The organism is Microbaculum marinum, assembly GCF_037855135.1.
Taxonomy (GTDB): Bacteria; Pseudomonadota; Alphaproteobacteria; order Rhizobiales; family Tepidamorphaceae; genus Microbaculum; species Microbaculum marinum.
The window spans coordinates 206598-226691 of the sequence record NZ_JAZHOF010000011.1; the positions used below are offsets into that span (position 1 = coordinate 206598).

Here is a 20094-nt window from a genome sequence, read left to right on the forward strand (position 1 = left end):
GCATCCGCCCATGCTGTGTCTTTGCGGGCGATTGCACAGGTGCCATTCGCGCCGCGGGCACTCCCGGCCCGGCCGAAACGCTTCGCTACTCGTCGCCACCGATCGACTTCGGTGTATGGAACGCGATCAGGCGCCCGGCGCCGGGGCCGACATCGCTCCAGCGCGGGCCGTCGAAATCGATCACCGCGAGACCGGCCGTCGGAAACTTTTCATGCATTTCGGCGAGCGCGACGGCATCGCCGACGGGGGCGAGCAGGCCGGCGACGTCCTCCATCGCGGGATTGTGGCCGACCAGCAGCAGCGATGCTGCAGTCCCGCCGGCTTCTCTCACGGCCGTCAGATAGCCTTCTCCGTCGGCTTCGTAGAGTCGGCGCGACAGGATGATTTCCATGTCGGCGGAGATCGGCGGCAGCACCAGTGCCAGCGTTTCGACGGCGCGAAGGGCCGCAGAACAGACGATCCGCTCTGGCAGCAGGCCATTTTCCGCCATGTAGCTTGCCATCCGCGGTGCAGCAGCGCGGCCGCGCTCGTTGAGCGGGCGATCGAAGTCGGCCTTGCCCGGCACGTCCCAGGACGATTTCGCGTGGCGCAGCAGCATCAGCCGGAGCATCGGGTCATCCTGTCTTCGAGAAATCCGGCGCGCGCTTCTCCATGAACGCGGTAAACGCCTCGCGGGCTTCTGCGGATACGAGCTGGCCGGTAAAGATGCGCACCTCCTCCATGATCCGGGCCTCAAGGGCATCGGGATCGCCCTTGAGCAGGCGCTTGGTCTCGCGCATCGCATTGGGCGGCATGCTTGCCAGCCGTGCAGCAACGTCCCCGACATCGGCCTCGAGGGCATCCGGTGCGACAACGCGGGTCGCAATGTCGAGTTCCACCGCCCGGGCCCCGTCGAAGGGTTCGGCGAGCATGATCAGTTCGGCCGCCCGCGTGTAGCCCATGATCTTCGGAAGCAGCAGCGTGGATCCGGCTTCGGGGACGATGCCGAGGTTGACGAAAGGCAGGCGTAGACGGGCGCGCGCCGTGATCAGCACGATGTCGCAGTGCAGCAGCATGGTGGTGCCGATCCCCACCGCGTCGCCGTCGACGCCGGCGACCAGCGGCACCGTCGAGCGGGCGAGCGCTCTCAGGAACCGGACGACCGGCGCGTCTTCGGCCTGCGGCGGGCGTGCGAGGAAATCGCCTATGTCATTGCCGGCGCAGAACGTTCCCTGGCTGCCGAGGATGGCGACGGCGCGGACGTTGCGGTCGCTCTCGGCCTTCTCCAGCGCATCGGCGAGCGCCGAATACATGTCGACGGTCAGCGCGTTCTTCTTGTCCGGCCGCGCGATGCGAAGGACAAGCACGTAGCCCTTCCTGCTGACTTCGATGTGTTCGCTCATGTGCACGTCCCTGGGCTCGTGAATTGCCGGCAGGGGCGGCGACATGCCGCTTGCGGGCGCTCCGTCCATAGCATAACCACCCGGCCGTGCGACGCCAGCCGGCGCTGCCCGACGTTCATTCACCGAAGTCCGCTCATGAAGCCCGAAACTCCTCCCGGCCACATAGACAGTTTCTATGCCGCGACGATGCCGCCGGTGGCAGTGCGGCCGCCGCTCCAGGGCCATGTACAGGCGGACACATGCGTGATCGGCGGCGGACTTGCGGGCCTGACGGTGGCGCGCGACCTTGCCGGGGCCGGGCAGGCGGTGGTGCTGCTCGAGGCGCAGCGTATCGCCTGGGCTGCGTCGGGGCGCAATGGCGGCTTCGTGTCGCCGGGCTATGCCGAAGGCATCGAGGCGATCGAGCGCAGGGTGGGCCCCGACGATGCACGGGCGCTCTGGGGCCTCTCGGTGGCCGGCGTGGAGTATGTCCGCGATACGATCGCCGAACTGGATCCGGCAGGCGTCGCCCCGGTTCCGGGATGGCTCAAGGTGCTGCGCTACGACGATGCCGAGGGGCTGAGGCGGCGCGCCCGCATCATGGCGGAGGAGTACGATCATCCGCGCGATTTCTGGCCCGTCGAAAGGGTGCGGGAGACGTTGCGCACGACCACCTACTTCCAGGGGCTGCACGACGCTTCCGCGTTCCATATTCATCCGCTGAACTATGCGCTGGCGCTCGCCGAGGACGGTGTCAGGAAGGGCGCTGTGATACACGAGATGAGCCCGGCCACGCGAATCGATCGCAGCGGCGGCGGCTGGGTGGTTCAAACGGCGAACGGATCGGTTGCCGCGCGCCAGGTCGTGCTCGCCGTCAGCGCCTACGGCGCCGGCCTCTGGCGTCCGCTCGAACGCGCGATCCTGCCGGTTGCGACCTATGTCGTGGCGTCGGAGCCGATGGAAGACCGGCTCGCCGAGGCGATCCGTTTTCCGGGCTGCATCGGCGACACCCGGCGCGCCTCGGACTATTACCGCATCGTCGGGGGCGGCCGGCTGCTGTGGGGCGGGCGCATCACCACGCGCCGCTCGGAGCCGTCGCACCTGGCCGACAGCCTGAAGCGGGATATCCGCGCCATCTATCCGCAGCTCGGCGACTTCCGGATCGAGCACGCCTGGGCGGGTCTGATGGGATACGCGATCAACAAGATGCCGATCATCGGCCGGGTCGGCGACGGCATCTGGGCGTGCACCGGGTTCGGCGGGCACGGGCTCAATACCACGGCTATGGGCGGGTCGCTGATCGCGGCGGCGATCGCCAATGGCGACGATCGCTGGCGGCTGTTCTCGGCCTGGGGGCCGCGATGGGCCGGCGGCCCGGTCGGCCGGGCCGCAACCCAGCTCGTCTACTGGAAGCTGCAGGTGCGGGACCGTATCGAGGAGCGCCGAGCGCGGCGTAACGACCGGGCAGGAGCCTGATCGCGGCGCCCATTACGAGGGTTTACTGGCAGAAGCGCTGCTCGCCGCCGTAGGTCGTGTAGTAGCCCGTCTGCGGGTTGAACGACCGGTATTTCGACGAACAGTACTCGAACCAGGGCTGGGTCCAGGGCTGAAGGCCGCCGACGGGCTGAGGCTGGGCGGCCTGCTGGTTCATGCAATAGGTGTAGGCGTAGTTGTAGGCGTCCTGGTAGTTGCGGGCGTGCGTCGCGGCACCGCCCACCGCGCCGGTGCCGCCGCCGATCAGCGCCCCCGTGCCGGCTCCCTTGCTGCCGCCGATGAGGCCGCCGATCACGGCACCGCCGATGGCGCCGATCGCTGCTCCGCCCACAACCTCGGCGCCGCTCGACACCTGCTTTGCATAGTTCTTGGCATACTGGTCGCACGCTGCGCTGTCCTGCGGGGCTGCCGCGGCGGCGGAGGCGATCATAACGATTGCGGTGAATGCGACCGTCGCTAGTTTCATTCCCATGGTGCGGCTCCCGACACATCTCCCGCGCGCCCGATCTATGGGCCGCGAGTGGTTGGAAATAACGGTGCCTCCGGCACCACGTTCTGCAATGCGCGGGCAGTCTAGACCAACATCCGCATCGTTCAAATCCAATCGGATCCGATGCCGGTGAAATAGCGACTGAGGCCGGCGGCCACGACTCCCGGGTCCTGCCGGGAAAAGCCCGGTCGCATATGGAGCAGCGACCATGTGGCGGCCGATCGATCGCGCCTCAGGAACTCCGAATCTGCTTCAATTGGGCAGGCGAATGCCATTGGAGACGCGGGTGTCCCCGTCACCCCGTCTACCTGATCGGGCCGGCTGCAGCAGCCGTCACTCGCCTGCGCGACGGCGCGGGTCCATGCGACGGAACGTTTCGAGGATACCCCAGGTCTTGCGCCTGGCATGCGGCACTGCGTGGCGCTCGTTGCGAACGTTGGCCTGGTCATTGCCCTGGAGGCGGTTCTCGCCCTTGATCTCGTTCTGGAAGTCGTCCTGATCCAGCGCCTCGTTTGGATCTGTCAGTCCGACGTGCTGCTGACCCCGGGGGCCGCCCTGGCCTGCGCCCATCTGCTTTCCTGCGTTGGCCATCGTTGTCTCCTTGCCTTGACTGTCTGCAAAGAAAACGACGCGGCGCCGGAGAAAGTTTCAGGGGAATTCCTACTTGGACGGGTGCTTGTGCCGGGGCGGAATCAGTTGCCGCCGCGCCTCGTCATGAAGGCGAGCCGCTCGAAGAGGTGGACGTCCTGCTCGTTCTTGAGCAGCGCTCCGTGCAGGGGCGGAATGAGCTTGGTGGGATCGCGCTCGCGCAGAACCGATTCGTCGATATCCTCGGCAAGCAGCAGCTTGATCCAGTCGAGAAGCTCCGACGTCGAGGGCTTCTTCTTCAGACCGGGGACCTCGCGGATATCGTAGAAGATCGACAGCGCCTCGCCGAGGAGCTGCTTCTTCAGGCCGGGGAAGTGGACGTCCACGATGGCGCGCATCGTCTCTGCGTCGGGAAACCGGATGTAATGGAAGAAGCAGCGGCGCAGGAAGGCGTCCGGTAGCTCCTTTTCGTTGTTTGAGGTGATGACGACGATCGGGCGGTTGCGCGCCGTGATCGTTTCCCCTGTCTCGTAGACGTAGAACTCCATCCGATCGAGTTCCTGCAGGAGGTCGTTGGGAAACTCGATGTCGGCCTTGTCGATCTCGTCGATCAGCAGGACCGGACGCTGCTCGGCCGTGAAGGCCTCCCAGAGCTTGCCGCGGCGGATGTAGTTGGTGATGTCATGTACCCGTTCGTCGCCAAGCTGGCTGTCGCGCAACCGGCTGACGGCGTCGTACTCGTACAGCCCCTGCTGTGCCTTGGTCGTCGACTTCACGTGCCATTCGAGGAGGGGTACCCCGAGGCCGTCCGCCATTTCCCGGGCGAGCACGGTCTTGCCCGTGCCCGGCTCGCCCTTGACCAGCAACGGGCGTTCGAGCGTGATCGCTGCGTTCACTGCAACGCGCAGATCCTTGGTGGCGACGTAACTTTCAGACCCTTCAAAACGCATGCGTGTCGGCTCCCGTTGGCTGGCAATGCTCTAGCGCAGTTGCGGCTGGCCTGCCAACCAGCAGCACGGCAATTTGCCGGATGACTCCCGATGCGAGACGCGGGCTCGAAACCGACTCGCCGCCCCTGCGCTTCTCCGCAGGCCGCGGGGGCCGGACGGTTGCCCGAATAGGAGGGCGGAGGCCGGCGACAGGGACGCGAGGCGGCCGGAGGCCGGTCCCGGCCCGACCGCAACGTTTTGATGTCGTTGCGGATTCAAGCGCGCCGCCGTCCCGGTTCGTCCAAAAGGTTAACATTACAATCTTGTCATTCACTGGTTGTTGTAAGCCTCTCGACCTCCGGTTATAAGGGCGCCCGTAATCGACGGCCCCAGCAGGGAATCGCCGATGGTTGGCGTTAAAGACAAGTATCGACCTACTGACGACGAGCCCTTCATGAACAAGCGTCAGCGCGAGTATTTTCGTGCGAAGCTGCTTGTCTGGAAGGAAGAGATCCTGCGGGAGAGCCGCGAGACGCTCAATCAGCTGCAGGTCGACAATCAGAACTTACCGGATCTCGCCGATCGCGCCTCTTCGGAGACGGACCGGGCAATCGAGCTTCGCGCCCGCGACCGTCAGCGCAAGCTGATCTCGAAGATCAATGCCGCCCTCAAGCGCATTGACGAAGGGACGTACGGCTATTGCGAAGAGACCGGTGAGCCGATCAGCCTCAAGCGTCTGGACGCGAGGCCAATCGCGACGTTGTCGATCGAGGCTCAAGAGCGTCACGAGCGGCGGGAGCGGGTGTACCGCGACGATTGATTGCCGCAGCGATCAGCAGACCTGCCGAAACGCCCCGGGAGATCTCTCCAGGGGCGTTTCCTTTTCAGGGTTCCGATGTCGGGGCGAGCGCGCGTCAGCCCGCCGCCCGGTCTTCGACCTTTACGCCGCGCTCTGCAAAGAGCTGCTGCAGTTCCCCGGCCTGGAACATCTCGCGGATGATGTCGCAGCCGCCGACGAACTCGCCCTTGACGTAGAGCTGCGGGATGGTCGGCCAGTTGGTGTATTCCTTCACACCCTGGCGCAGATCGGCGTCCTCGAGGACGTTTACGCCCTTGTAGGGCACGCCCAGATAGTCGAGGATCTGAACCACCTGTCCGGAGAAGCCGCACTGCGGGAAGGTCGGTGTCCCCTTCATGAAGAGCAATACCTCGTTGCCCTTCACTTCCGCGTCGATCCGGTCGTAGGCAGTGGTCATGTCAATCGGTCCTTTCGGTTGTCATCTGGTTTCGCGGCGCTCCCGGCGAGACCACCGGACTAGATGGCGTCCTGAGCGCCAATGTCCAACAAAAGCGGCAGTCTGACCGGGTCGGGCCGGGTACATGGAATTCCGTATGGCTCAGTTTTCCGGGGCACTGGTCTGCAGCGCCAGTGCGTGCAGGGCGCCGCCCATGGAGCCGCGCAACGCCTCGTAGACCATCTGGTGCTGCTGCACCCGGCTCTTGCCGCGAAACTTCTCCGAGACCACCGCGGCCGCATAGTGATCCCCGTCGCCGGCCAGATCACGGATCGTCACCGTGGCGTCGGGGATATGGGTCTTGATCAGGTTCTCGATCTCGCGCGCATCCATCGGCATGTTGCCGCCTCGTCGTTCAGTCGGTGGTTGTGGATCCGGTCGCGATCCGTCCTGCCATATAGTCGGGCAACCAGCCTTCATGGCAAGAGCGAAGCGTGTCCAGATAGATTGGGTCTTCGCCGGGAAGCTTCAATGCGTCGCCGCCGGTGCTGCCCAGGGCGGCGGCGGCCACGCCGGAGTCGCGTGCCTCGGCCAACAGCCGCTCGACGCCGCCGGCCGCGAGCGTGACGACGTAGCGGGCCTGGTCCTCGCCGAACCAGTAGGCATGGGCCGGCAGGTCGTCCGGCGCCGTGTGGATCGACGCGCCGATGCCGCCGGCCATCATCATCTCCGCGAGCGCCACCAGCAGCCCCCCGTCCGAACAGTCGTGGACGGCGCTAACCCGGCCCTCCGAGATCAGTGCGCGCACGAAATCGCCGTTGCGCTTCTCCGTCTCCAGATCGACGGGCGGCGGCGGCCCGTCCTCGCGCCCGGCGATGTCGCGAAGGTAGACGGAGCGGCCGAGGTGGCCGGTCGTCTCGCCGATGACGAGGATCGTTTCGCCCTCCGCCTTGAAGCCGATCGAGGCGGACAGGGCGAAATCCTCGAGGAGCCCGACGCCGCCGAGCGCCGGGGTCGGCAGGATCGCCTCGCCGGAGGTCTCGTTGTAGAGCGACACGTTGCCCGAGACGATCGGGTATTCGAGGGCGCGACAGGCTTCACCGATGCCCTGGATGGCGCCGACGAGCTGGCCCATGATCTCCGGGCGCTCCGGATTGCCGAAATTGAGGCAGTCGGTGAGGGCGAGGGGGGTGGCGCCGACGGCGGTGAGGTTCCGCCATGTTTCCGCGACCGCCTGCTTGCCGCCCTCGACCGGATCGGCCTCGCAGTAGCGCGGTGTCACGTCGAGGGTGAAGGCGAGGCCCTTGGGCCCGTCCTCGACCCGCACGACCGCCGCGTCGCCACCAGGCCGCTGGATCGTGTTGCCGAGGATCAGGTGGTCGTACTGCTCCCAAATCCAGCGCCGCGAGCACATGTCCGGTGAACCGACCAGGCGCAGCAGCGCATCGCCGATGGCATTCGGTGCCGGAACCTCGGACGGATCGACGGGCGCGGCCGGCTCCGCCGGAATCCAGGGGCGGTCGTACTCGGGAGCCTCGTCGCCGAGTTCCTTGATCGGCAGGTCGGCCATCACCTCGCCGTGTCGTTTCACCACGAACCGAAGGTCGTCGGTGGTCCTGCCGATGACGGCGAAATCGAGATCCCATTTCTCGAAGACCGCCCGCGCGACATCCTCCTTTCCGGGGCGCAGCACCATCAGCATGCGCTCCTGGCTTTCCGACAGCATCATCTCGTAGGCCGTCATGCCGTCCTCGCGGCACGGAACGTGATCGAGATCCAGTTCCACGCCGAGGTCGCCCTTGGCACCCATCTCAACGGCCGAACAGGTCAGGCCGGCCGCGCCCATGTCCTGGATCGCGATGACGGCGTCCGTCTGCATCAGTTCGAGGCAGGCCTCCAGCAGCAGCTTTTCGGAGAACGGGTCGCCGACCTGCACGGTGGGACGCTTCTCCTCGGCATCCTCGCCGAATTCCGCCGAGGCCATCGTTGCGCCGTGGATTCCGTCGCGGCCGGTCTTGGAGCCGAGATAGACGATCGAGTTGCCGACGCCGGTGGCCGCCGCATAGAAGATCTGGTCGGTTCTGGCGATGCCGGCGGCGAACGCATTGACCAGGATGTTGCCGTTGTAGCGCCGGTGGAAGTTCACCTCTCCGCCGACCGTCGGCACCCCGAACGAGTTTCCGTAGCCGCCGATGCCGGCGACGACGCCGGAGACCAGATGGCGGGTCTTCTGATGGGCCGGATCGCCGAAGCGCAGGGCGTTCATCGCCGCGATCGGGCGGGCGCCCATCGTGAAGACGTCGCGCAGGATGCCGCCGACGCCGGTCGCCGCCCCCTGGTAGGGCTCGATGAAGGATGGGTGGTTGTGGCTCTCCATCTTGAAGACGACGGCCAGGCCGTCGCCGATATCGACGACGCCTGCGTTCTCGCCGGGGCCCTGGATGACCTGGGGTCCTTCGGTCGGCAGCGTCTTGAGCCAGCGCTTCGACGACTTGTACGAGCAGTGCTCGTTCCACATCGCCGAGAATATGCCGAGCTCGGTAAAGGTCGGTTCGCGGCCGATCAGGTCGAGGATGCGCTGGTATTCGTCCGGTTTCAGTCCGTGGTCGGCGACGAGATCGGGCGTTATCGGTATGTCGTTAGGGATCGACATGTCACTCCGGTGTCCGGGCTCCGGGAAGAGGCACTCGCGGATACGACGAGGCGCAGTGCAGGTCAATCGATGAGCGCATCCGTCCGCAGTTATTGCGGGTCGCGCGTTCCCGCCGAGACGGTTCGCCAGCTGTCGCGTTCGCTCATCGTCGACCACCACTGCGACAGGCCGGGGTGCGCGGACATCAGCCCCTCCGACTCCGGAACGGTGGTGAAGTAGCCGAACACCGGAGCGACGTGCAGGTCGGCCAGCGACACGGTGGCGCCGCCGAAGAATTGCTTGCCGGCAAGCAGCCGGTCGAACTCGCCCAGGCAGATCCTGGCCATGGGCAGGGCGCTCGCGATCCGTTCGGCGTGTTCTTCGCTGTTGCTCTTCTGGCGCGCAGTGTGGGCTACATAGATGTCCCAGACGAGAGCGGCGTAGGCGAAGGAATCGACGATCCCGACCACCTGTTCCATGCGCGCCCGGGATCCGGGACTGGAGGGCTGAAGCGAGGGCCCGTCGAACGATTCGTCCACATACCGCGCAATGGCTCTGGTTTCGTAGAGCACGAAGTCGCCGTGGGCCAGCGTCGGAATCTTGGCGAAGGGATTGAGCTTCCGGTAGGCCCTGGTCTCGTCGTTCTGGGTGAAAATGTCGACGGGGTCGAGGACGTAGGCGACGCCCTTCTCCTCCAGCGTCATCCGCACGATCCGTACGTAGACCGAGTAGGGTGCGCCGTAGACGGTGAGATCTGAATCCGCCATCAGGCCGTTTCCAACGCTGCGACCATGCTTTCGAAGATGCCAAGGCCGTCGGTGGAGCCTTGCGCCAATTCGATGTGATCTTCGGGATGCGGCATCATGCCCAGCACATTGCCGCGCGCATTGAGGATGCCGGCAATATTGTCGATCGAGCCGTTGGGGTTGGAGGTCTCGTCGATGTCGCCGTCTGCGCTTGCATACCGAAAGACCACGCGCCCTTCGCCTTCCAGCCGTGCCAGCGTCTCCGGGTCGGCGAAATAGTTGCCGTCGCCGTGCGCGACCGGAGTCCGGATGGTCTGGCCCTTGCGGTAGCGGTTGGTGAAGCGCGTATCGGTCGTTTCCACACGCAGCAGCACGTCCTTGCAGACGAACCTGAGGTCGGCGTTGCGCATCAGCGCACCGGGCAAGAGCCCCATTTCGGTGAGCACCTGAAAGCCGTTGCAGACGCCGAGGACGGTGACGCCGGCCTCCGCCTTGGCGATGACGTCGCGCATGATCGGCGAGCGGGCCGCGATCGCGCCGCAGCGCAGATAGTCCCCGTAGGAGAAACCCCCGGGGATCACGACCAGGTCCACCGGCGGCAGCTCCGTGTCCTTGTGCCACACGATCGTCGGCGCCATGCCGCCGGCGCGTTGCAGCGCCCGGGCCATGTCGTGTTCGCGATTGATGCCGGGAAAGAGAATAAGTGCCGATTTCACTGCGGGGCCTCAGTGCTGAGCAAATAGCGTTCGGGAAAGTTGCGTTTCTATATCAGACGGCGAGGGCGAGGCGAAGCCGACTGATCGTCACATGCGTTCTTCGGGGCCATCGCCGATACAGGTCCTGTGCGCCGGAACCAAACAGTTCTGCCAATAGTTTAGACGGTGATTTGGTTCCACCAAAATTTGAAAGGCGCGGCCAATGCGCATCCGCATCGGTTTCGATATCTCGATCCAGTGCGCCGGCCCGACGCCGCTGCTGCTGGCCCTGCATCCCCATCCCGATGAAGACCATCGGTTGATGGGAACATGCGAGATCGTAACCGATCCCAAGCTCGCGACCGAAGTGTTTCTTGACGAGTTCGGAAACCGCCGGGCGCGTGTCGTCGCTCGGCCCGGCGTGCTGAGGCTGCGTGCCGATTGCGTCGCGCAAGACGCCGGCGAGCCCGACGCCGTCGTTGCCTGCGCGGATCAGCACGCCGTCGAAGACCTGCCCCTTTCCACTCTCGGTTTTCTGTCCTCGAGCCGCTACTGCGAAGTCGACGAGATGTCGGCCAAGGCCTGGGAACTGTTCGGTCATACCGAGCCCGGCTGGGCGCGCGTGCAGGCAATCTGCGATTTCGTCCATCACCACGTCACCTTCGGCTACGGCTACGCACGCTCCACGAAGACGGCGTCGGATACCCTGCGGGAGGGGCGAGGGGTGTGCCGCGACTTCGCCCACCTGATGATCACCCTGTGCCGGGCGATGAACTTTCCGGCCCGCTACGTGAGCGGATACCTGGGCGACATCGGCGTGCCGCCGGCCGGGCCGGGGGACTTCTGCGCCTGGACCGAAGTGTTTCTCGGCGGGCGGTGGCATACGTTCGACGCCCGCTACAACATTCCGCGCATCGGCCGGATCGTGATGGTGCGCGGCCGCGACGCGGCCGACGTTCCGATGATAGCTGCCTTCGGCCAGTACAGCCTGAAGGCCTTCGAGGTCTGGACCGACGAGGTGCCCGCGACGAACCGGCCCGCCCGCATCGGCCGGCCCTCCCTTGCGTCGCACAATCGCATGCCGACACCGCTGGCCCCGCTCCTGGCGGGGGAGCCGGATGTAAAAACCCTGGGATCGAGGCAATCACAATGACGCCGTCAATCATGTCGCTGTTCATGAATTCCGCGTTTCTGGCCATGGAGGCGCAACAGGTCGTCTGGCTGAGGATGATGCGCGTCGCCGCAGGCGGCGCGAGTGCCGATCGGGAGCTTTCCCGGATGGCGACCGAAAAGATGCAGGCCGCCATTCAGCTCGGTACGGCGGCGACGCTCGCCGCCGTCGGCGGCAACAGCAGCGAGCGTATCGCGGCAAATGCCATCCGCGGCTACCGAAGCCGCGTGCGGGCGAACAGGCGCAGGCTTACGAAGTAGCCGACAGGCTTCACTGCGTCGGGGGGCAAGTCCGCCGTCGGACGAATGGCGTAGAACGCCTGGACCCCGCTATCGTGCTTCGACCTCGGAGAACGTAGCGGGCACCGGCAATGAGCATTCTCGTCATCCACTATTTCTTCTTCGTCGCGATCACGGTCGAGGCGATGACGGCGGCGCTGTCGGCGGGCCGCAGGAGCATGGACTGGTTCGGCGTCGCGATGCTTGGAAGCATAACCGCCCTTGGCGGCGGGTCCATTCGCGACGTGCTGCTCGGCCACTACCCGCTGACATGGGTGGCTCACCCGCACTACCTGTTCATCACCTGCGGCGCGGCGCTCGCGACGATCCCGCTGGCCCGCTTCATGCCCCACCTGCGCCGCCTGTTTCTGCTGCTCGACGCAATCGGACTGGCCGTGTTCACCGTGATCGGCTGCAACGTGGCGCTGGAAATGGGGCAGCCGGTCATCGTCGTCATAGTGGCAGGGATGATCACGGGATGCTTGGGCGGCGTCCTCCGCGACATCCTGTGCAACGAGATTCCGCTGCTGTTTCGGAGCGAACTCTACGCCAGCGTCTCGATCGTCACCGGCGGGCTGTATCTCGGCGGGCTCCAGGCCGGGCTGCCGCACGATCCCGTCATGCTGGGAGCTATGGCAGTCGGCCTGACGCTGCGTCTCCTGGCGCTGCGGTATGGCTGGAACATGCCGAAATTCGTCTATGCCGGCGATTTGCACGCGCGGGACGGGAAGTAGTGCGAAACGGCCCCCGAATCAGTCCGCGATCTCGATCGAGTAGTTCTCGATCACCGTGTTGGCGAGCGGCTTCTCGCACATCGCCACCAGGTCGGCCTTGGCCTGCTCGCGGTCGCGGCCCTGCAGTTCCAGTTCGATGACCTTTCCCTGGCGCACGTCGTCGACGCCTTGAATACGGGCGCGCCAAAGGTGCGGGTCTTTGTCGTTGAAGCAATGACTAGTGGCCATTCCCGTCGACCTCCGGAAGGAGGTTGAGAACCGCAAATCCGTCCAATTCGCTATTGCCTGCGGCTACCAGCATGCGGAACAGGGTCAGCGCCTGGGATGTCATCGGCATGGCGAGATGGTAGGGCCGGGCGTCCTCCTGGACCATTTCGAGGTCCTTGAGCACCTGTCGGGCGTAGCCGCGCGGGGCGAAGTCGCGGGCGATCATGCGTTCGAAGGCGACCGGCAGCAGGTTCGAGCCGGCATAGCCGGACGAAAGCGCATCGGGGATCCGTGATGCGTCGACACCGTGCGCCTCGGCCAGCCGGAGCGCCTCCGCCAGGACGCAGAAGTTGGTGAGGACGATCGTCTGGTTGACCAGTTTGGTCGCCTGCCCGGTGCCCACGGCGCCCATGTGCGTGAGCTTGCCCAGGTGCTTCATGAGCGGGCTGATTCGAGCGATCGCGGCGTCCGGTCCGCCTGCCATGATTGCGAGCGTGCCCTCCCGTGCCGCTTGCGGCCCGCCCGAGACCGGCGCGTCGACGAAGGCCATGCCGGTCCGGTCTTCGAGGAGAGACGCGAGCCGGGTCGTAGCGGCGATCTCCGTGGTGGAATGGTCAATCAGGACCTTTCCGTCGAGCCGCCCGGACGAGACGATGTCGGCGACGACGTCCTCGACCGCCCGTGTATTGACGACGCAGAGCAGAACGATCTCCGCGCATTTCGCAACCTCGGCGGGTGAGGCGGCGACCTGCACCCCCCAATCGGAAGCCGCCGAATTCCTCGCCTCGTTTATATCGTACCCTGCCACCGTGTATCCGGCATCCATGAGCCGCCGGGTAAACCCTTCGCCCATCAGGCCCAGTCCTATGAATCCGATCGTCTCGCCCATCGCCGCGACTCCTCCCGTCGTTTTATGTATGCATTACCGGTTATCCGGTCCGGGATGGCAACGGGGAGAGACCGAATGTCAGAGGGCATGTCATGAGCAGGGCAACCGACACCGGAGAAGATGGCGCCACCAAAGGCGACGGCATGCCGATCGTCGACGCCCACCAGCATTTCTGGGACCTCGACCGGAACTACTATCCCTGGCTCTGCGACCCCAAGTTGATTCCCTTCCGGTATGGCGACTATTCGGTATTGAAGCGCACATATCTGCCGCCGGACTACCTTCAACACGTCGGCGCGAACCGTATCGTCAAGACGGTTCACATGGAGGCCGAGTGGGACCGGGGCGATCCGGTTGCCGAGACCCGCTGGATCGAGGGGATTGCGGCGAAATACGACTTTCCAAGTGCCTGCATCGGACACGCCGAGCCGGATCGCGAAGACATCGAGGACGTGCTTCGCGGCCATGCCGCCAGCCCGTTGGTCCGCGGCATCCGACACAAGCCTGCGGCGTCCGGGCGTCCGCAGGATGCCCGGCGCGGGACTTCGGGCTCGATGGATGATCCGAAATGGCGGGACGGATATGCGCTGCTCGAGCGTTTCAGTCTTTCCTACGACCTGCAGACGCCGTGGTGGCACCTGGACGCGGCAGCCGAACTCGCCGCAGCCTTTCCCGCAACGACAATCATCGTCAACCACACCGGGTTGCCGTCGGACCGGTCTGAGGAGGGGCTTGCCGGTTGGAGACATGCGCTCGAGACGGTCGCCGCACAGCTCAACGTCGCGCTCAAGATTTCCGGTCTGGGGCGGCCGGGATTGCCGTGGACTGTGGAGGCCAACGCGCCGGTGATCCGCGACGCCGTCGCCATCTTCGGGGTGGATCGGTGCATGTTCGCCAGCAACTATCCGGTCGACCGGCTGGCGGGACCGTTTACCACGATTTACGACGGGTTTCGGGAGGCGGTGGCTGATCTCCCGGTGGCGGACCGGCGCAAGCTGTTCCACGACAATGCGGTGCGGATCTACCGGCTTTAGCAGTCGGTTCCGAATATCCGCTGTCGCGAGACGAATGGCCCTCGGTTCCCCCGCGCGCCGGAGACTGGCAGGTTCCGGCCGCGAGGAAATGGATCGAAGGTCCTACACAAGCTCGATCGAGTAGTTCTCGATCACCGTGTTGGCGAGCAGCTTCTCGCACATCGCCACCAGGTCGGCCTTCGCCTGCTCGCGGTCGCGGCCCTGCAGCTCCAGCTCGATAAGCTTTCCCTGACGCACGTCGTCGACGCCGTCGAATCCCAGCGAGGACAGGGCATGCTGGATCGCCTTGCCCTGCGGGTCGAGGACGCCGTTCTTCAGCGTCACTGTCACGCGTGCCTTCATGCCGTGCCGGCTCCCTTATTTCACCAGCACCGGCCCGCGAGGGATGTTCTGCTCGTTTCCGACCATGATGCCGAGGCGGCGGGCGACTTCCTGATAGGCTTCGACGAGGCCGCCCATGTCGCGGCGGAACCGGTCCTTGTCGAGCTTGTCTCCCGACTGGATGTCCCACAACCGGCAGGAGTCCGGGCTGATCTCGTCGGCGACGACGATGCGGACCATTTCGCCCTCGTAGAGGCGGCCGAACTCCAGCTTGAAGTCGACGAGCCGGATGCCGACGCCGAGGAACAGGCCGGTGAGGAAGTCGTTGACACGCAGCGACAGGGCCATGACGTCGTCGATTTCCTGGGGACTCGCCCAGCCGAACGCGGTGATGTGCTCCTCGGAGACCATCGGGTCGTCGAGTTCGTCGTTCTTGTAGTAGAACTCGATGATCGAACGGGGAAGCTGCGTGCCCTCGTCGATGCCGAGGCGCTTCGACAGCGATCCGGCGGCGACGTTGCGGACGACCACCTCAAGCGGAATGATCTCCACTTCGCGGATCAGCTGCTCGCGCATGTTGAGCCGCCGGACGAAATGGGTCGGCACGCCGATATCGTTCAGGTTCTGAAAGATGTGCTCGGAAATCCGGTTGTTAAGCACCCCTTTGCCCTCGATCTGGGCATGCTTCTTGTTGTTGAACGCCGTGGCGTCGTCCTTGAAATGCTGGACCAGCGTTCCCGGTTCCGGACCTTCATAGAGGATCTTGGCCTTGCCTTCGTAAACTCTGCGGCGGCGGTTCATTCTGATCAGACCTGTCATTAGGAATCCTGGCGCCGGGATAGCGGGCGACACCGGCCCTTAGGCTTGCATGCATCCCGCGGCGTGCCGTGCTTGGCCCCGGCGCGAGACTCACATCGAGTCAGGATTCTCCCGAGAATTCCGGCGCACACTATCCGATCCGTCAACGCGATACAACGCGGCCGGAGATCCCGCGAGGATGCCGCATTTTCTAGCCTCAAGCGGGTGATCGGCGCCATCTATCGGGCTGTTGATTTGGGGTGTCCCGGCTTGTATGCAAGTCGCGAAAATCGACCTTCAGGCGCGAGCACGCGCCTGCCACGAGGAGGCGGAGATGTCGGAATTCGAGCGGCGCAAGAAGGGCTTCGAGGAGAAGTTCGCGCATGACGAGGAAATGCGCTTCCGGGCAGGCGCGCGGCGAAACAAGCTGCTCGGCCACTGGGCGGCGGAGAAGCTCGGCATGACCGGCGAGGCGGCCGACCAGTATGCGAAGGACGTGGTCCGAGCCGATTTCGAGGAAGCCGGCGACGAGGACGTGTTCCGCAAGATCCGCGCCGATTTCGATGCCGCCGGCGTCGACCAGTCCGACCACCAGATCCGCCGGACCATGGACGAGATGATGATCGCGGCGATGGAGCAGCTTCAGCGCGAAGGCTGACTGCGACCTCTACCCGCCCGGGCCGAACACCCGGTCGAAGATCGCATCGACGTTCTTGAAGTGATAGTCGAGGTCGAACAGGGCCTCGAGGTCCGAAACCTGAATCGCCTGAGTCACTTCCGGGTCTTCCTTCAGGAAATCCAGGAACTGGCCTTCGCCGTTCCAGACCCGCATGGCATGGCGCTGCACGGCCGCATAGGCGTCCTCGCGGCTCATGCCGGCCTGGGCCAGTGCTAGCAGCACCCGCTGCGAATGGATGAGACCGCCCAGTCGGTCGAGATTTGCCCGCATGCGGTCGGGATAGATCACCAGATTGTCGACGACGCCCGTCAGCCGCGACAGCGCGAAATCCAGCGTCACGGTGGCGTCGGGACCGATCATCCTCTCCACCGACGAATGCGAAATGTCCCGCTCGTGCCATAGGGCGACGTTTTCGAGGGCCGGGGTGACATAGGCGCGCACCATTCTGGCGAGGCCCGTCAGATTCTCCGTCAGCACCGGGTTGCGCTTGTGCGGCATCGACGACGAGCCCTTCTGGCCCGGCGAGAAGTATTCCTCGGCTTCCAGCACCTCGGTGCGCTGCAGATGCCGGATCTCGGTCGCCAGCCGCTCGATCGACGAAGCGACGACGCCGAGGGTTGCGAAGAAGGCGGCATGCCGGTCGCGGGGGATCACCTGGGTGGAGACCGGCTCCGGCGTCAGGCCGAGCTTCGCTGCGACCATTTCCTCTATGCGCGGATCGATATTGGCGAACGAGCCGACCGAGCCGGACATCGCGCAGGTGGCGATCTCCTCGCGGGCGGAGGCGAGGCGGCGGCGGTTGCGCTCGAACTCGGCGTGGAATCCGGCGAGCTTCACGCCGAAGGTGGTCGGCTCGGCGTGGATGCCGTGACTGCGGCCGATGGTGGGAGTGAGCCTGTGCTCGAACGCCCGCCGCTTCAGCGCCGCGAGCAGGGCGTCGACGTCGGCGAGCAGGAGGTCGGCGGCCCGGCTCAACTGGATCGACAGGCAGGTGTCGAGGACGTCCGACGACGTCATGCCAAGATGGACGAAGCGCGACTCCGGTCCGATGAACTCGGCCAGGTGCGTCAGGAAGGCGATGACGTCGTGCTTCACCTCCCGTTCGATCTCGTCGATGCGGGCGACATCGAATTCTGCGGCATCGCCCTTTTTGCGGATCGTGCGGGCGGCGTCGGCTGGAATCAGGCCGATGTCCGCCATCGCTTCGGCGGCGGCGGCCTCGATCTCGAACCAGATCCGGAATCTCGTCTCCGGCGCCCAGATCGATGCCATCTCGGGGCGTGAATAGCGCGGAATCATCAGCTTGTCGGGTGTTGCGTGACGGAAGCGGCGTCTTTAGCAGAAGGCCGCTCCGTGCTCAATGTCGGGTCGGCTCCTGCGGCGAACCGATCAGCCGGTCGATCACCGGCTTGGTCAGCCAGGGCAGCAGATAGATCGGCACCTGGGCGACGGCGAAGAACGTCCAGCTCGCATCGGGGATGACACCTGCCAGGGCCGCGGCCATCAGCGCCATGTTGCGGTTGCCGGCGGAGATCGCGATGGTCAGCGACTGCTCCAGGCCGGCGAACCGGAAGACCAGCGCGGACACCACGATGAACGTCAACGCAAATCCGACCGCTGCCGCCAGCAGGCCGAGCACGAACAGCGGCTCGGCGACGAGGCGCACCGCGACGCCGTCCATGATCGCCACGGCGAACACGAACAGCAGCACGACATTGGCGCCGTCGAAGATGCGCCGCGAGCGCTCGATGCGTTCCAACCCGATCAACCGCCTCAGGACGAGCGCAGCGACCAGCGAACCGCACAGCAGGACGGCCAGTCGCAGGCCCATGTCGAGAGCGGAAATGGGCAGGGCATCGCCGACCAGCAGGCCGGCGATCAGCGGGCATAGCACCGGCGTGGCGATCATCGCGGCGACAAGAACGGTCAGGCTCAGCGCGCCGTCAAGGTTGAGCAGATAGGCAAAACCCGGCGTCGACATAATCGGCGGGGCGATCGCCATGACGATGAATGCGACCATGACGCCCGGCCGCCAGGTCTCGGCGCCGATCGCCAGAAGCGGCAGGCCGAGCGCCAGCGGCAGCACCACCATCATCCAGCCGACCACCGCAATCACCAGCCACGGCCGCTTCAGGCGGTGCGATACCGCATGGGCGTCGACCCGCAGGAAGGCGATCAGCAGCAGCACGAACACGGCCTGCGGGATCAGCGGCTTCAGCACCGCCGACAGCGGCGGCAGCACCATGCCGAGGACGAGGCTGATCGCGATCGCCCGGGTGCCCTGCCGGCCGAGCCAATCCAGGACTTTCAGGATCTGGGCGATCATAGGTCGGGTCGTTGCCCCGTTGTCGGGAGCGCGGGGAGTGCGCTACAGGTGGTTCCCCGCCTGCTTATGCGAAGTCAACCGAACGGGAAAGCATCGTGACGGCCGAGCGAGACATTGTGGTGATCGGCGCCGGCATCGTCGGCGTTTCCGCGGCGATCCATCTGCAGAAGCGAGGCCGGTCGGTGACACTCGTCGACCGGCGCGATCCGGGCGAGGAGACCTCCTACGGCAACACCGGCGTGATCGAGGGCGGCACCTATGTGCCGATCGCCATGCCGCGCGACGTCCGCTCGCTGCTCCGATACGCCCGCAACATGCAGCCGGAGATGCATTTCCACTGGGGCGCGATGCCGAAGGTCGCGCCGTGGCTGATGCAGCTTGCCGCCAATTCGAGCGAGGCGAAGCTGCGCGCCAACGGGGGTCACGTCATGGCGCTGCTGGCCCATGCTATCGACGAGCACAAGGCGCTGCTCAGCGCGGCCGGCGCCGAACGCTACCTGCGCGAGACCGGCTGGATCCGGATCTACCGCAGCGAGGCCGCCTTCCAGGCCAACGCCCTTGAACGGAGGATCGCCGACGAGGGCGGCTTCGGCTACGACGTGCTGGACCCCGAGGAGGTCCGCGAGCTCGAACCGCATCTCAACTCGGTCTTTGCCAGGGCCGAGCACTGGCACGACGTCGCCTCGCTGAGCGATCCGGGCGCGGTCACCAAGGCCTACGCCGCGCAGTTCGCAGCCGACGGCGGCAGCTTCGAGCGGACCGCGACGCGGCGGCTGACGCCGTCGGGCGCCGGCTGGACGATCGAGACCGACGGCGGCTCGATCGCTGCCCGCGAGGTGGTCGTGGCGTTGGGGCCGTGGTCGATGGACCTGTTGACGCCGCTCGGCTACCGGGTGCCGTTCGCGGTGAAGCGCGGCTATCACACGCACTACCGGCCGAAGGGCAATGCCAGCCTGGTGCGGCCGATCGTCGACGTCTCCTACGGCTATGCGATGTCGCCGATGACGCTGGGCATCCGGGTCACCACCGGCATCGAGTTTGCCGACCGCGACGCGCCGCCGACGCCGGTGCAGGTGTCGCGCATCGAGCCGCATGTGCGCGAACTGATACCGCTCGGCGAGCCGGTCGAGGACAGTCCCTGGATGGGCCGCCGCCCGTCCTTCCCCGATTCGCTTCCCGCGATCGGCCCGGCGCCGAACCATGCCGGCCTCTGGCTCGACTTCGGCCACGCCCACCTCGGCCTGACGCTCGGCCCGGTCAGCGGGCGGCTCCTGGCGGAGATGATCTGCGGCGAGGCGACGGTTGTCGATCCCGCGCCGTATTCGGTGACGCGGTTCGGGTGAGGGGGCTGCGGGATCGTCGCAGTTTCCGCCTGTCGGCTGCATGATTGGCCTATGAATCCGCGGTTCGGCCGCCGCGGTCCGCCGGCATCGAGCCGGCGGCCCGCGCACCCCCACCCCGACCCTCCCCCATCAAGGGGGAGGGGA

At 65.7% G+C, this 20094-nt stretch carries 23 protein-coding genes and 1 pseudogene; 8 read left to right on the plus strand and 16 right to left on the minus strand.

Translation table 11 applies throughout. The annotated features are described in order from the left end of the window. Positions 1 to 85: 85 nt before the first annotated feature. Together V3328_RS23225 and V3328_RS23230 are read right to left on the minus strand one after the other, a co-directional pair. The gene (locus V3328_RS23225) at positions 86 to 610 is read right to left on the minus strand and encodes a SixA phosphatase family protein (protein ID WP_340332110.1); all 525 of its coding nucleotides are present in this window, start codon (positions 608 to 610) and stop codon (positions 86 to 88) included. A gap of 4 nt (positions 611 to 614) precedes the next feature. Further along, entirely contained in the window at positions 615 to 1382 is a 768-nt protein-coding gene (locus V3328_RS23230) for an enoyl-CoA hydratase (protein WP_340332111.1), read from the minus strand. A gap of 135 nt (positions 1383 to 1517) precedes the next feature. Between V3328_RS23230 and V3328_RS23235 the strand changes: the two genes are divergently transcribed. Then, complete coding sequence (locus tag V3328_RS23235) at positions 1518 to 2837, plus strand: NAD(P)/FAD-dependent oxidoreductase (RefSeq protein ID WP_340332112.1); 1320 nt, start codon at positions 1518 to 1520, stop codon at positions 2835 to 2837. Between the two features lie 22 nt (positions 2838 to 2859). Here V3328_RS23235 and V3328_RS23240 read toward each other — a convergent pair whose 3' ends face one another. From V3328_RS23240 to V3328_RS23250, 3 genes are all read right to left on the minus strand, one after another. Further along, entirely contained in the window at positions 2860 to 3327 is a 468-nt protein-coding gene (locus tag V3328_RS23240; protein ID WP_340332113.1) for a BA14K family protein, read from the minus strand. Between the two features lie 351 nt (positions 3328 to 3678). Continuing rightward, complete coding sequence (locus V3328_RS23245; RefSeq protein ID WP_340332114.1) at positions 3679 to 3936, minus strand: hypothetical protein; 258 nt, start codon at positions 3934 to 3936, stop codon at positions 3679 to 3681. A gap of 101 nt (positions 3937 to 4037) precedes the next feature. Continuing rightward, entirely contained in the window at positions 4038 to 4883 is an 846-nt protein-coding gene (locus V3328_RS23250; protein WP_340332115.1) for an AAA family ATPase, read from the minus strand. A 385-nt stretch (positions 4884 to 5268) separates the two neighbouring features. On the opposite strand from V3328_RS23250, the gene dksA reads away from it, so the two are divergent. After that, positions 5269 to 5682 carry an RNA polymerase-binding protein DksA gene (gene dksA, locus V3328_RS23255; RefSeq protein WP_340332116.1) on the plus strand — a complete coding sequence of 138 codons (414 nt, stop codon included), beginning with the start codon at positions 5269 to 5271 and terminating at the stop codon, positions 5680 to 5682. 94 nt (positions 5683 to 5776) lie between these two features. Here the strand turns inward: dksA and grxD are convergent, their stop codons facing one another. The 5 genes from grxD to purQ all read right to left on the minus strand — a co-directional run bounded on the left by grxD (position 5777) and on the right by purQ (position 10191). Then, positions 5777 to 6118 (minus strand): Grx4 family monothiol glutaredoxin, encoded by a 342-nt coding sequence (grxD, locus tag V3328_RS23260; protein ID WP_340332117.1) that lies wholly within the window; start codon positions 6116 to 6118, stop codon positions 5777 to 5779. 141 nt (positions 6119 to 6259) lie between these two features. After that, positions 6260 to 6496: a BolA family protein gene (locus tag V3328_RS23265; protein WP_340332118.1), complete on the minus strand. Its 237-nt coding sequence runs from the start codon at positions 6494 to 6496 to the stop codon at positions 6260 to 6262. A gap of 16 nt (positions 6497 to 6512) precedes the next feature. Next, the gene (gene purL, locus V3328_RS23270; protein ID WP_340332119.1) at positions 6513 to 8750 is read right to left on the minus strand and encodes a phosphoribosylformylglycinamidine synthase subunit PurL; all 2238 of its coding nucleotides are present in this window, start codon (positions 8748 to 8750) and stop codon (positions 6513 to 6515) included. A gap of 89 nt (positions 8751 to 8839) precedes the next feature. After that, a complete protein-coding gene (locus V3328_RS23275) occupies positions 8840 to 9496 on the minus strand; it encodes a glutathione S-transferase family protein (RefSeq protein ID WP_340332120.1) in 657 nt (218 codons plus the stop codon). Beyond that, positions 9496 to 10191, minus strand: a complete 696-nt coding sequence (gene purQ / locus V3328_RS23280) for a phosphoribosylformylglycinamidine synthase subunit PurQ (RefSeq protein ID WP_340332121.1) — start codon at positions 10189 to 10191, stop codon at positions 9496 to 9498. Before purQ ends, V3328_RS23275 begins: the two co-directional genes overlap by 1 nt. Positions 10192 to 10393: 202 nt before the next feature. Here purQ and V3328_RS23285 point away from each other — a divergent pair, with 202 nt between their 5' ends. From V3328_RS23285 to V3328_RS23295, 3 genes are all read left to right on the plus strand, one after another. Continuing rightward, entirely contained in the window at positions 10394 to 11323 is a 930-nt protein-coding gene (locus tag V3328_RS23285) for a transglutaminase-like domain-containing protein (RefSeq protein ID WP_340332122.1), read from the plus strand. Continuing rightward, positions 11320 to 11601 carry a hypothetical protein gene (locus tag V3328_RS23290; RefSeq protein ID WP_340332123.1) on the plus strand — a complete coding sequence of 94 codons (282 nt, stop codon included), beginning with the start codon at positions 11320 to 11322 and terminating at the stop codon, positions 11599 to 11601. Before V3328_RS23285 ends, V3328_RS23290 begins: the two co-directional genes overlap by 4 nt. 110 nt (positions 11602 to 11711) lie before the next feature. After that, on the plus strand, positions 11712 to 12353 hold the full coding sequence (locus V3328_RS23295) for a trimeric intracellular cation channel family protein (RefSeq protein ID WP_340332124.1): 642 nt from the start codon (positions 11712 to 11714) through the stop codon (positions 12351 to 12353). An 18-nt stretch (positions 12354 to 12371) separates the two neighbouring features. Here the strand turns inward: V3328_RS23295 and purS (V3328_RS23300) are convergent. Further along, a pseudogene (purS, locus tag V3328_RS23300) lies at positions 12372 to 12524 on the minus strand (phosphoribosylformylglycinamidine synthase subunit PurS); the annotation flags it as partial. A gap of 46 nt (positions 12525 to 12570) precedes the next feature. Continuing rightward, on the minus strand, positions 12571 to 13449 hold the full coding sequence (locus V3328_RS23305; protein WP_340332125.1) for an NAD(P)-dependent oxidoreductase: 879 nt from the start codon (positions 13447 to 13449) through the stop codon (positions 12571 to 12573). Between the two features lie 92 nt (positions 13450 to 13541). Between V3328_RS23305 and V3328_RS23310 the strand changes: the two genes are divergently transcribed. Then, positions 13542 to 14483, plus strand: coding sequence for an amidohydrolase family protein (locus tag V3328_RS23310; protein WP_340332126.1), 942 nt, complete (start codon positions 13542 to 13544; stop codon positions 14481 to 14483). Positions 14484 to 14585: 102 nt separating this feature from the next. On the opposite strand, the gene purS (V3328_RS23315) is transcribed toward V3328_RS23310, so the two are convergent. Together purS (V3328_RS23315) and purC are read right to left on the minus strand one after the other, a co-directional pair. Next, positions 14586 to 14825 (minus strand): phosphoribosylformylglycinamidine synthase subunit PurS, encoded by a 240-nt coding sequence (purS, locus tag V3328_RS23315; RefSeq protein WP_340332127.1) that lies wholly within the window; start codon positions 14823 to 14825, stop codon positions 14586 to 14588. A gap of 15 nt (positions 14826 to 14840) precedes the next feature. After that, positions 14841 to 15605, minus strand: coding sequence for a phosphoribosylaminoimidazolesuccinocarboxamide synthase (gene purC, locus V3328_RS23320; protein ID WP_340332139.1), 765 nt, complete (start codon positions 15603 to 15605; stop codon positions 14841 to 14843). A 331-nt stretch (positions 15606 to 15936) separates the two neighbouring features. Here purC and V3328_RS23325 point away from each other — a divergent pair, with 331 nt between their 5' ends. Then, complete coding sequence (locus V3328_RS23325) at positions 15937 to 16260, plus strand: DUF1476 domain-containing protein (protein ID WP_340332140.1); 324 nt, start codon at positions 15937 to 15939, stop codon at positions 16258 to 16260. A gap of 9 nt (positions 16261 to 16269) precedes the next feature. Here V3328_RS23325 and purB read toward each other — a convergent pair whose 3' ends face one another. Together purB and V3328_RS23335 are read right to left on the minus strand one after the other, a co-directional pair. After that, on the minus strand, positions 16270 to 17580 hold the full coding sequence (gene purB, locus V3328_RS23330) for an adenylosuccinate lyase (protein ID WP_340332128.1): 1311 nt from the start codon (positions 17578 to 17580) through the stop codon (positions 16270 to 16272). A gap of 58 nt (positions 17581 to 17638) precedes the next feature. After that, on the minus strand, positions 17639 to 18607 hold the full coding sequence (locus V3328_RS23335; RefSeq protein ID WP_340332129.1) for a sodium:proton symporter: 969 nt from the start codon (positions 18605 to 18607) through the stop codon (positions 17639 to 17641). 95 nt (positions 18608 to 18702) lie between these two features. Here V3328_RS23335 and V3328_RS23340 point away from each other — a divergent pair, with 95 nt between their 5' ends. Continuing rightward, positions 18703 to 19950, plus strand: coding sequence for an NAD(P)/FAD-dependent oxidoreductase (locus tag V3328_RS23340; protein ID WP_340332130.1), 1248 nt, complete (start codon positions 18703 to 18705; stop codon positions 19948 to 19950). Positions 19951 to 20094 lie beyond the last annotated feature (144 nt).

Bases quoted from the DNA above. Each gene is read 5' to 3' on its own strand.
- purS (WP_340332127.1), bottom strand. From the start codon at position 14,825: ATGAAGGCACGCGTGACAGTGACGCTGAAGAACGGCGTCCTCGACCCG.
- purL (WP_340332119.1), bottom strand. From the start codon at position 8,750: ATGTCGATCCCTAACGACATACCGATAACGCCCGATCTCGTCGCCGAC.
- V3328_RS23310 (WP_340332126.1), top strand. From the start codon at position 13,542: ATGAGCAGGGCAACCGACACCGGAGAAGATGGCGCCACCAAAGGCGAC.
- purC (WP_340332139.1), bottom strand. From the start codon at position 15,605: ATGAACCGCCGCCGCAGAGTTTACGAAGGCAAGGCCAAGATCCTCTAT.
- V3328_RS23295 (WP_340332124.1), top strand. From the start codon at position 11,712: ATGAGCATTCTCGTCATCCACTATTTCTTCTTCGTCGCGATCACGGTC.
- grxD (WP_340332117.1), bottom strand. From the start codon at position 6,118: ATGACCACTGCCTACGACCGGATCGACGCGGAAGTGAAGGGCAACGAG.
- V3328_RS23285 (WP_340332122.1), top strand. From the start codon at position 10,394: ATGCGCATCCGCATCGGTTTCGATATCTCGATCCAGTGCGCCGGCCCG.
- V3328_RS23265 (WP_340332118.1), bottom strand. From the start codon at position 6,496: ATGCCGATGGATGCGCGCGAGATCGAGAACCTGATCAAGACCCATATC.
- V3328_RS23235 (WP_340332112.1), top strand. From the start codon at position 1,518: ATGAAGCCCGAAACTCCTCCCGGCCACATAGACAGTTTCTATGCCGCG.
- V3328_RS23250 (WP_340332115.1), bottom strand. From the start codon at position 4,883: ATGCGTTTTGAAGGGTCTGAAAGTTACGTCGCCACCAAGGATCTGCGC.
- V3328_RS23225 (WP_340332110.1), bottom strand. From the start codon at position 610: ATGCTCCGGCTGATGCTGCTGCGCCACGCGAAATCGTCCTGGGACGTG.
- V3328_RS23245 (WP_340332114.1), bottom strand. From the start codon at position 3,936: ATGGCCAACGCAGGAAAGCAGATGGGCGCAGGCCAGGGCGGCCCCCGG.
- V3328_RS23230 (WP_340332111.1), bottom strand. From the start codon at position 1,382: ATGAGCGAACACATCGAAGTCAGCAGGAAGGGCTACGTGCTTGTCCTT.
- V3328_RS23305 (WP_340332125.1), bottom strand. From the start codon at position 13,449: ATGGGCGAGACGATCGGATTCATAGGACTGGGCCTGATGGGCGAAGGG.
- V3328_RS23240 (WP_340332113.1), bottom strand. From the start codon at position 3,327: ATGGGAATGAAACTAGCGACGGTCGCATTCACCGCAATCGTTATGATC.
- V3328_RS23290 (WP_340332123.1), top strand. From the start codon at position 11,320: ATGACGCCGTCAATCATGTCGCTGTTCATGAATTCCGCGTTTCTGGCC.
- V3328_RS23275 (WP_340332120.1), bottom strand. From the start codon at position 9,496: ATGGCGGATTCAGATCTCACCGTCTACGGCGCACCCTACTCGGTCTAC.
- V3328_RS23335 (WP_340332129.1), bottom strand. From the start codon at position 18,607: ATGATCGCCCAGATCCTGAAAGTCCTGGATTGGCTCGGCCGGCAGGGC.
- V3328_RS23325 (WP_340332140.1), top strand. From the start codon at position 15,937: ATGTCGGAATTCGAGCGGCGCAAGAAGGGCTTCGAGGAGAAGTTCGCG.
- dksA (WP_340332116.1), top strand. From the start codon at position 5,269: ATGGTTGGCGTTAAAGACAAGTATCGACCTACTGACGACGAGCCCTTC.
- purB (WP_340332128.1), bottom strand. From the start codon at position 17,580: ATGATTCCGCGCTATTCACGCCCCGAGATGGCATCGATCTGGGCGCCG.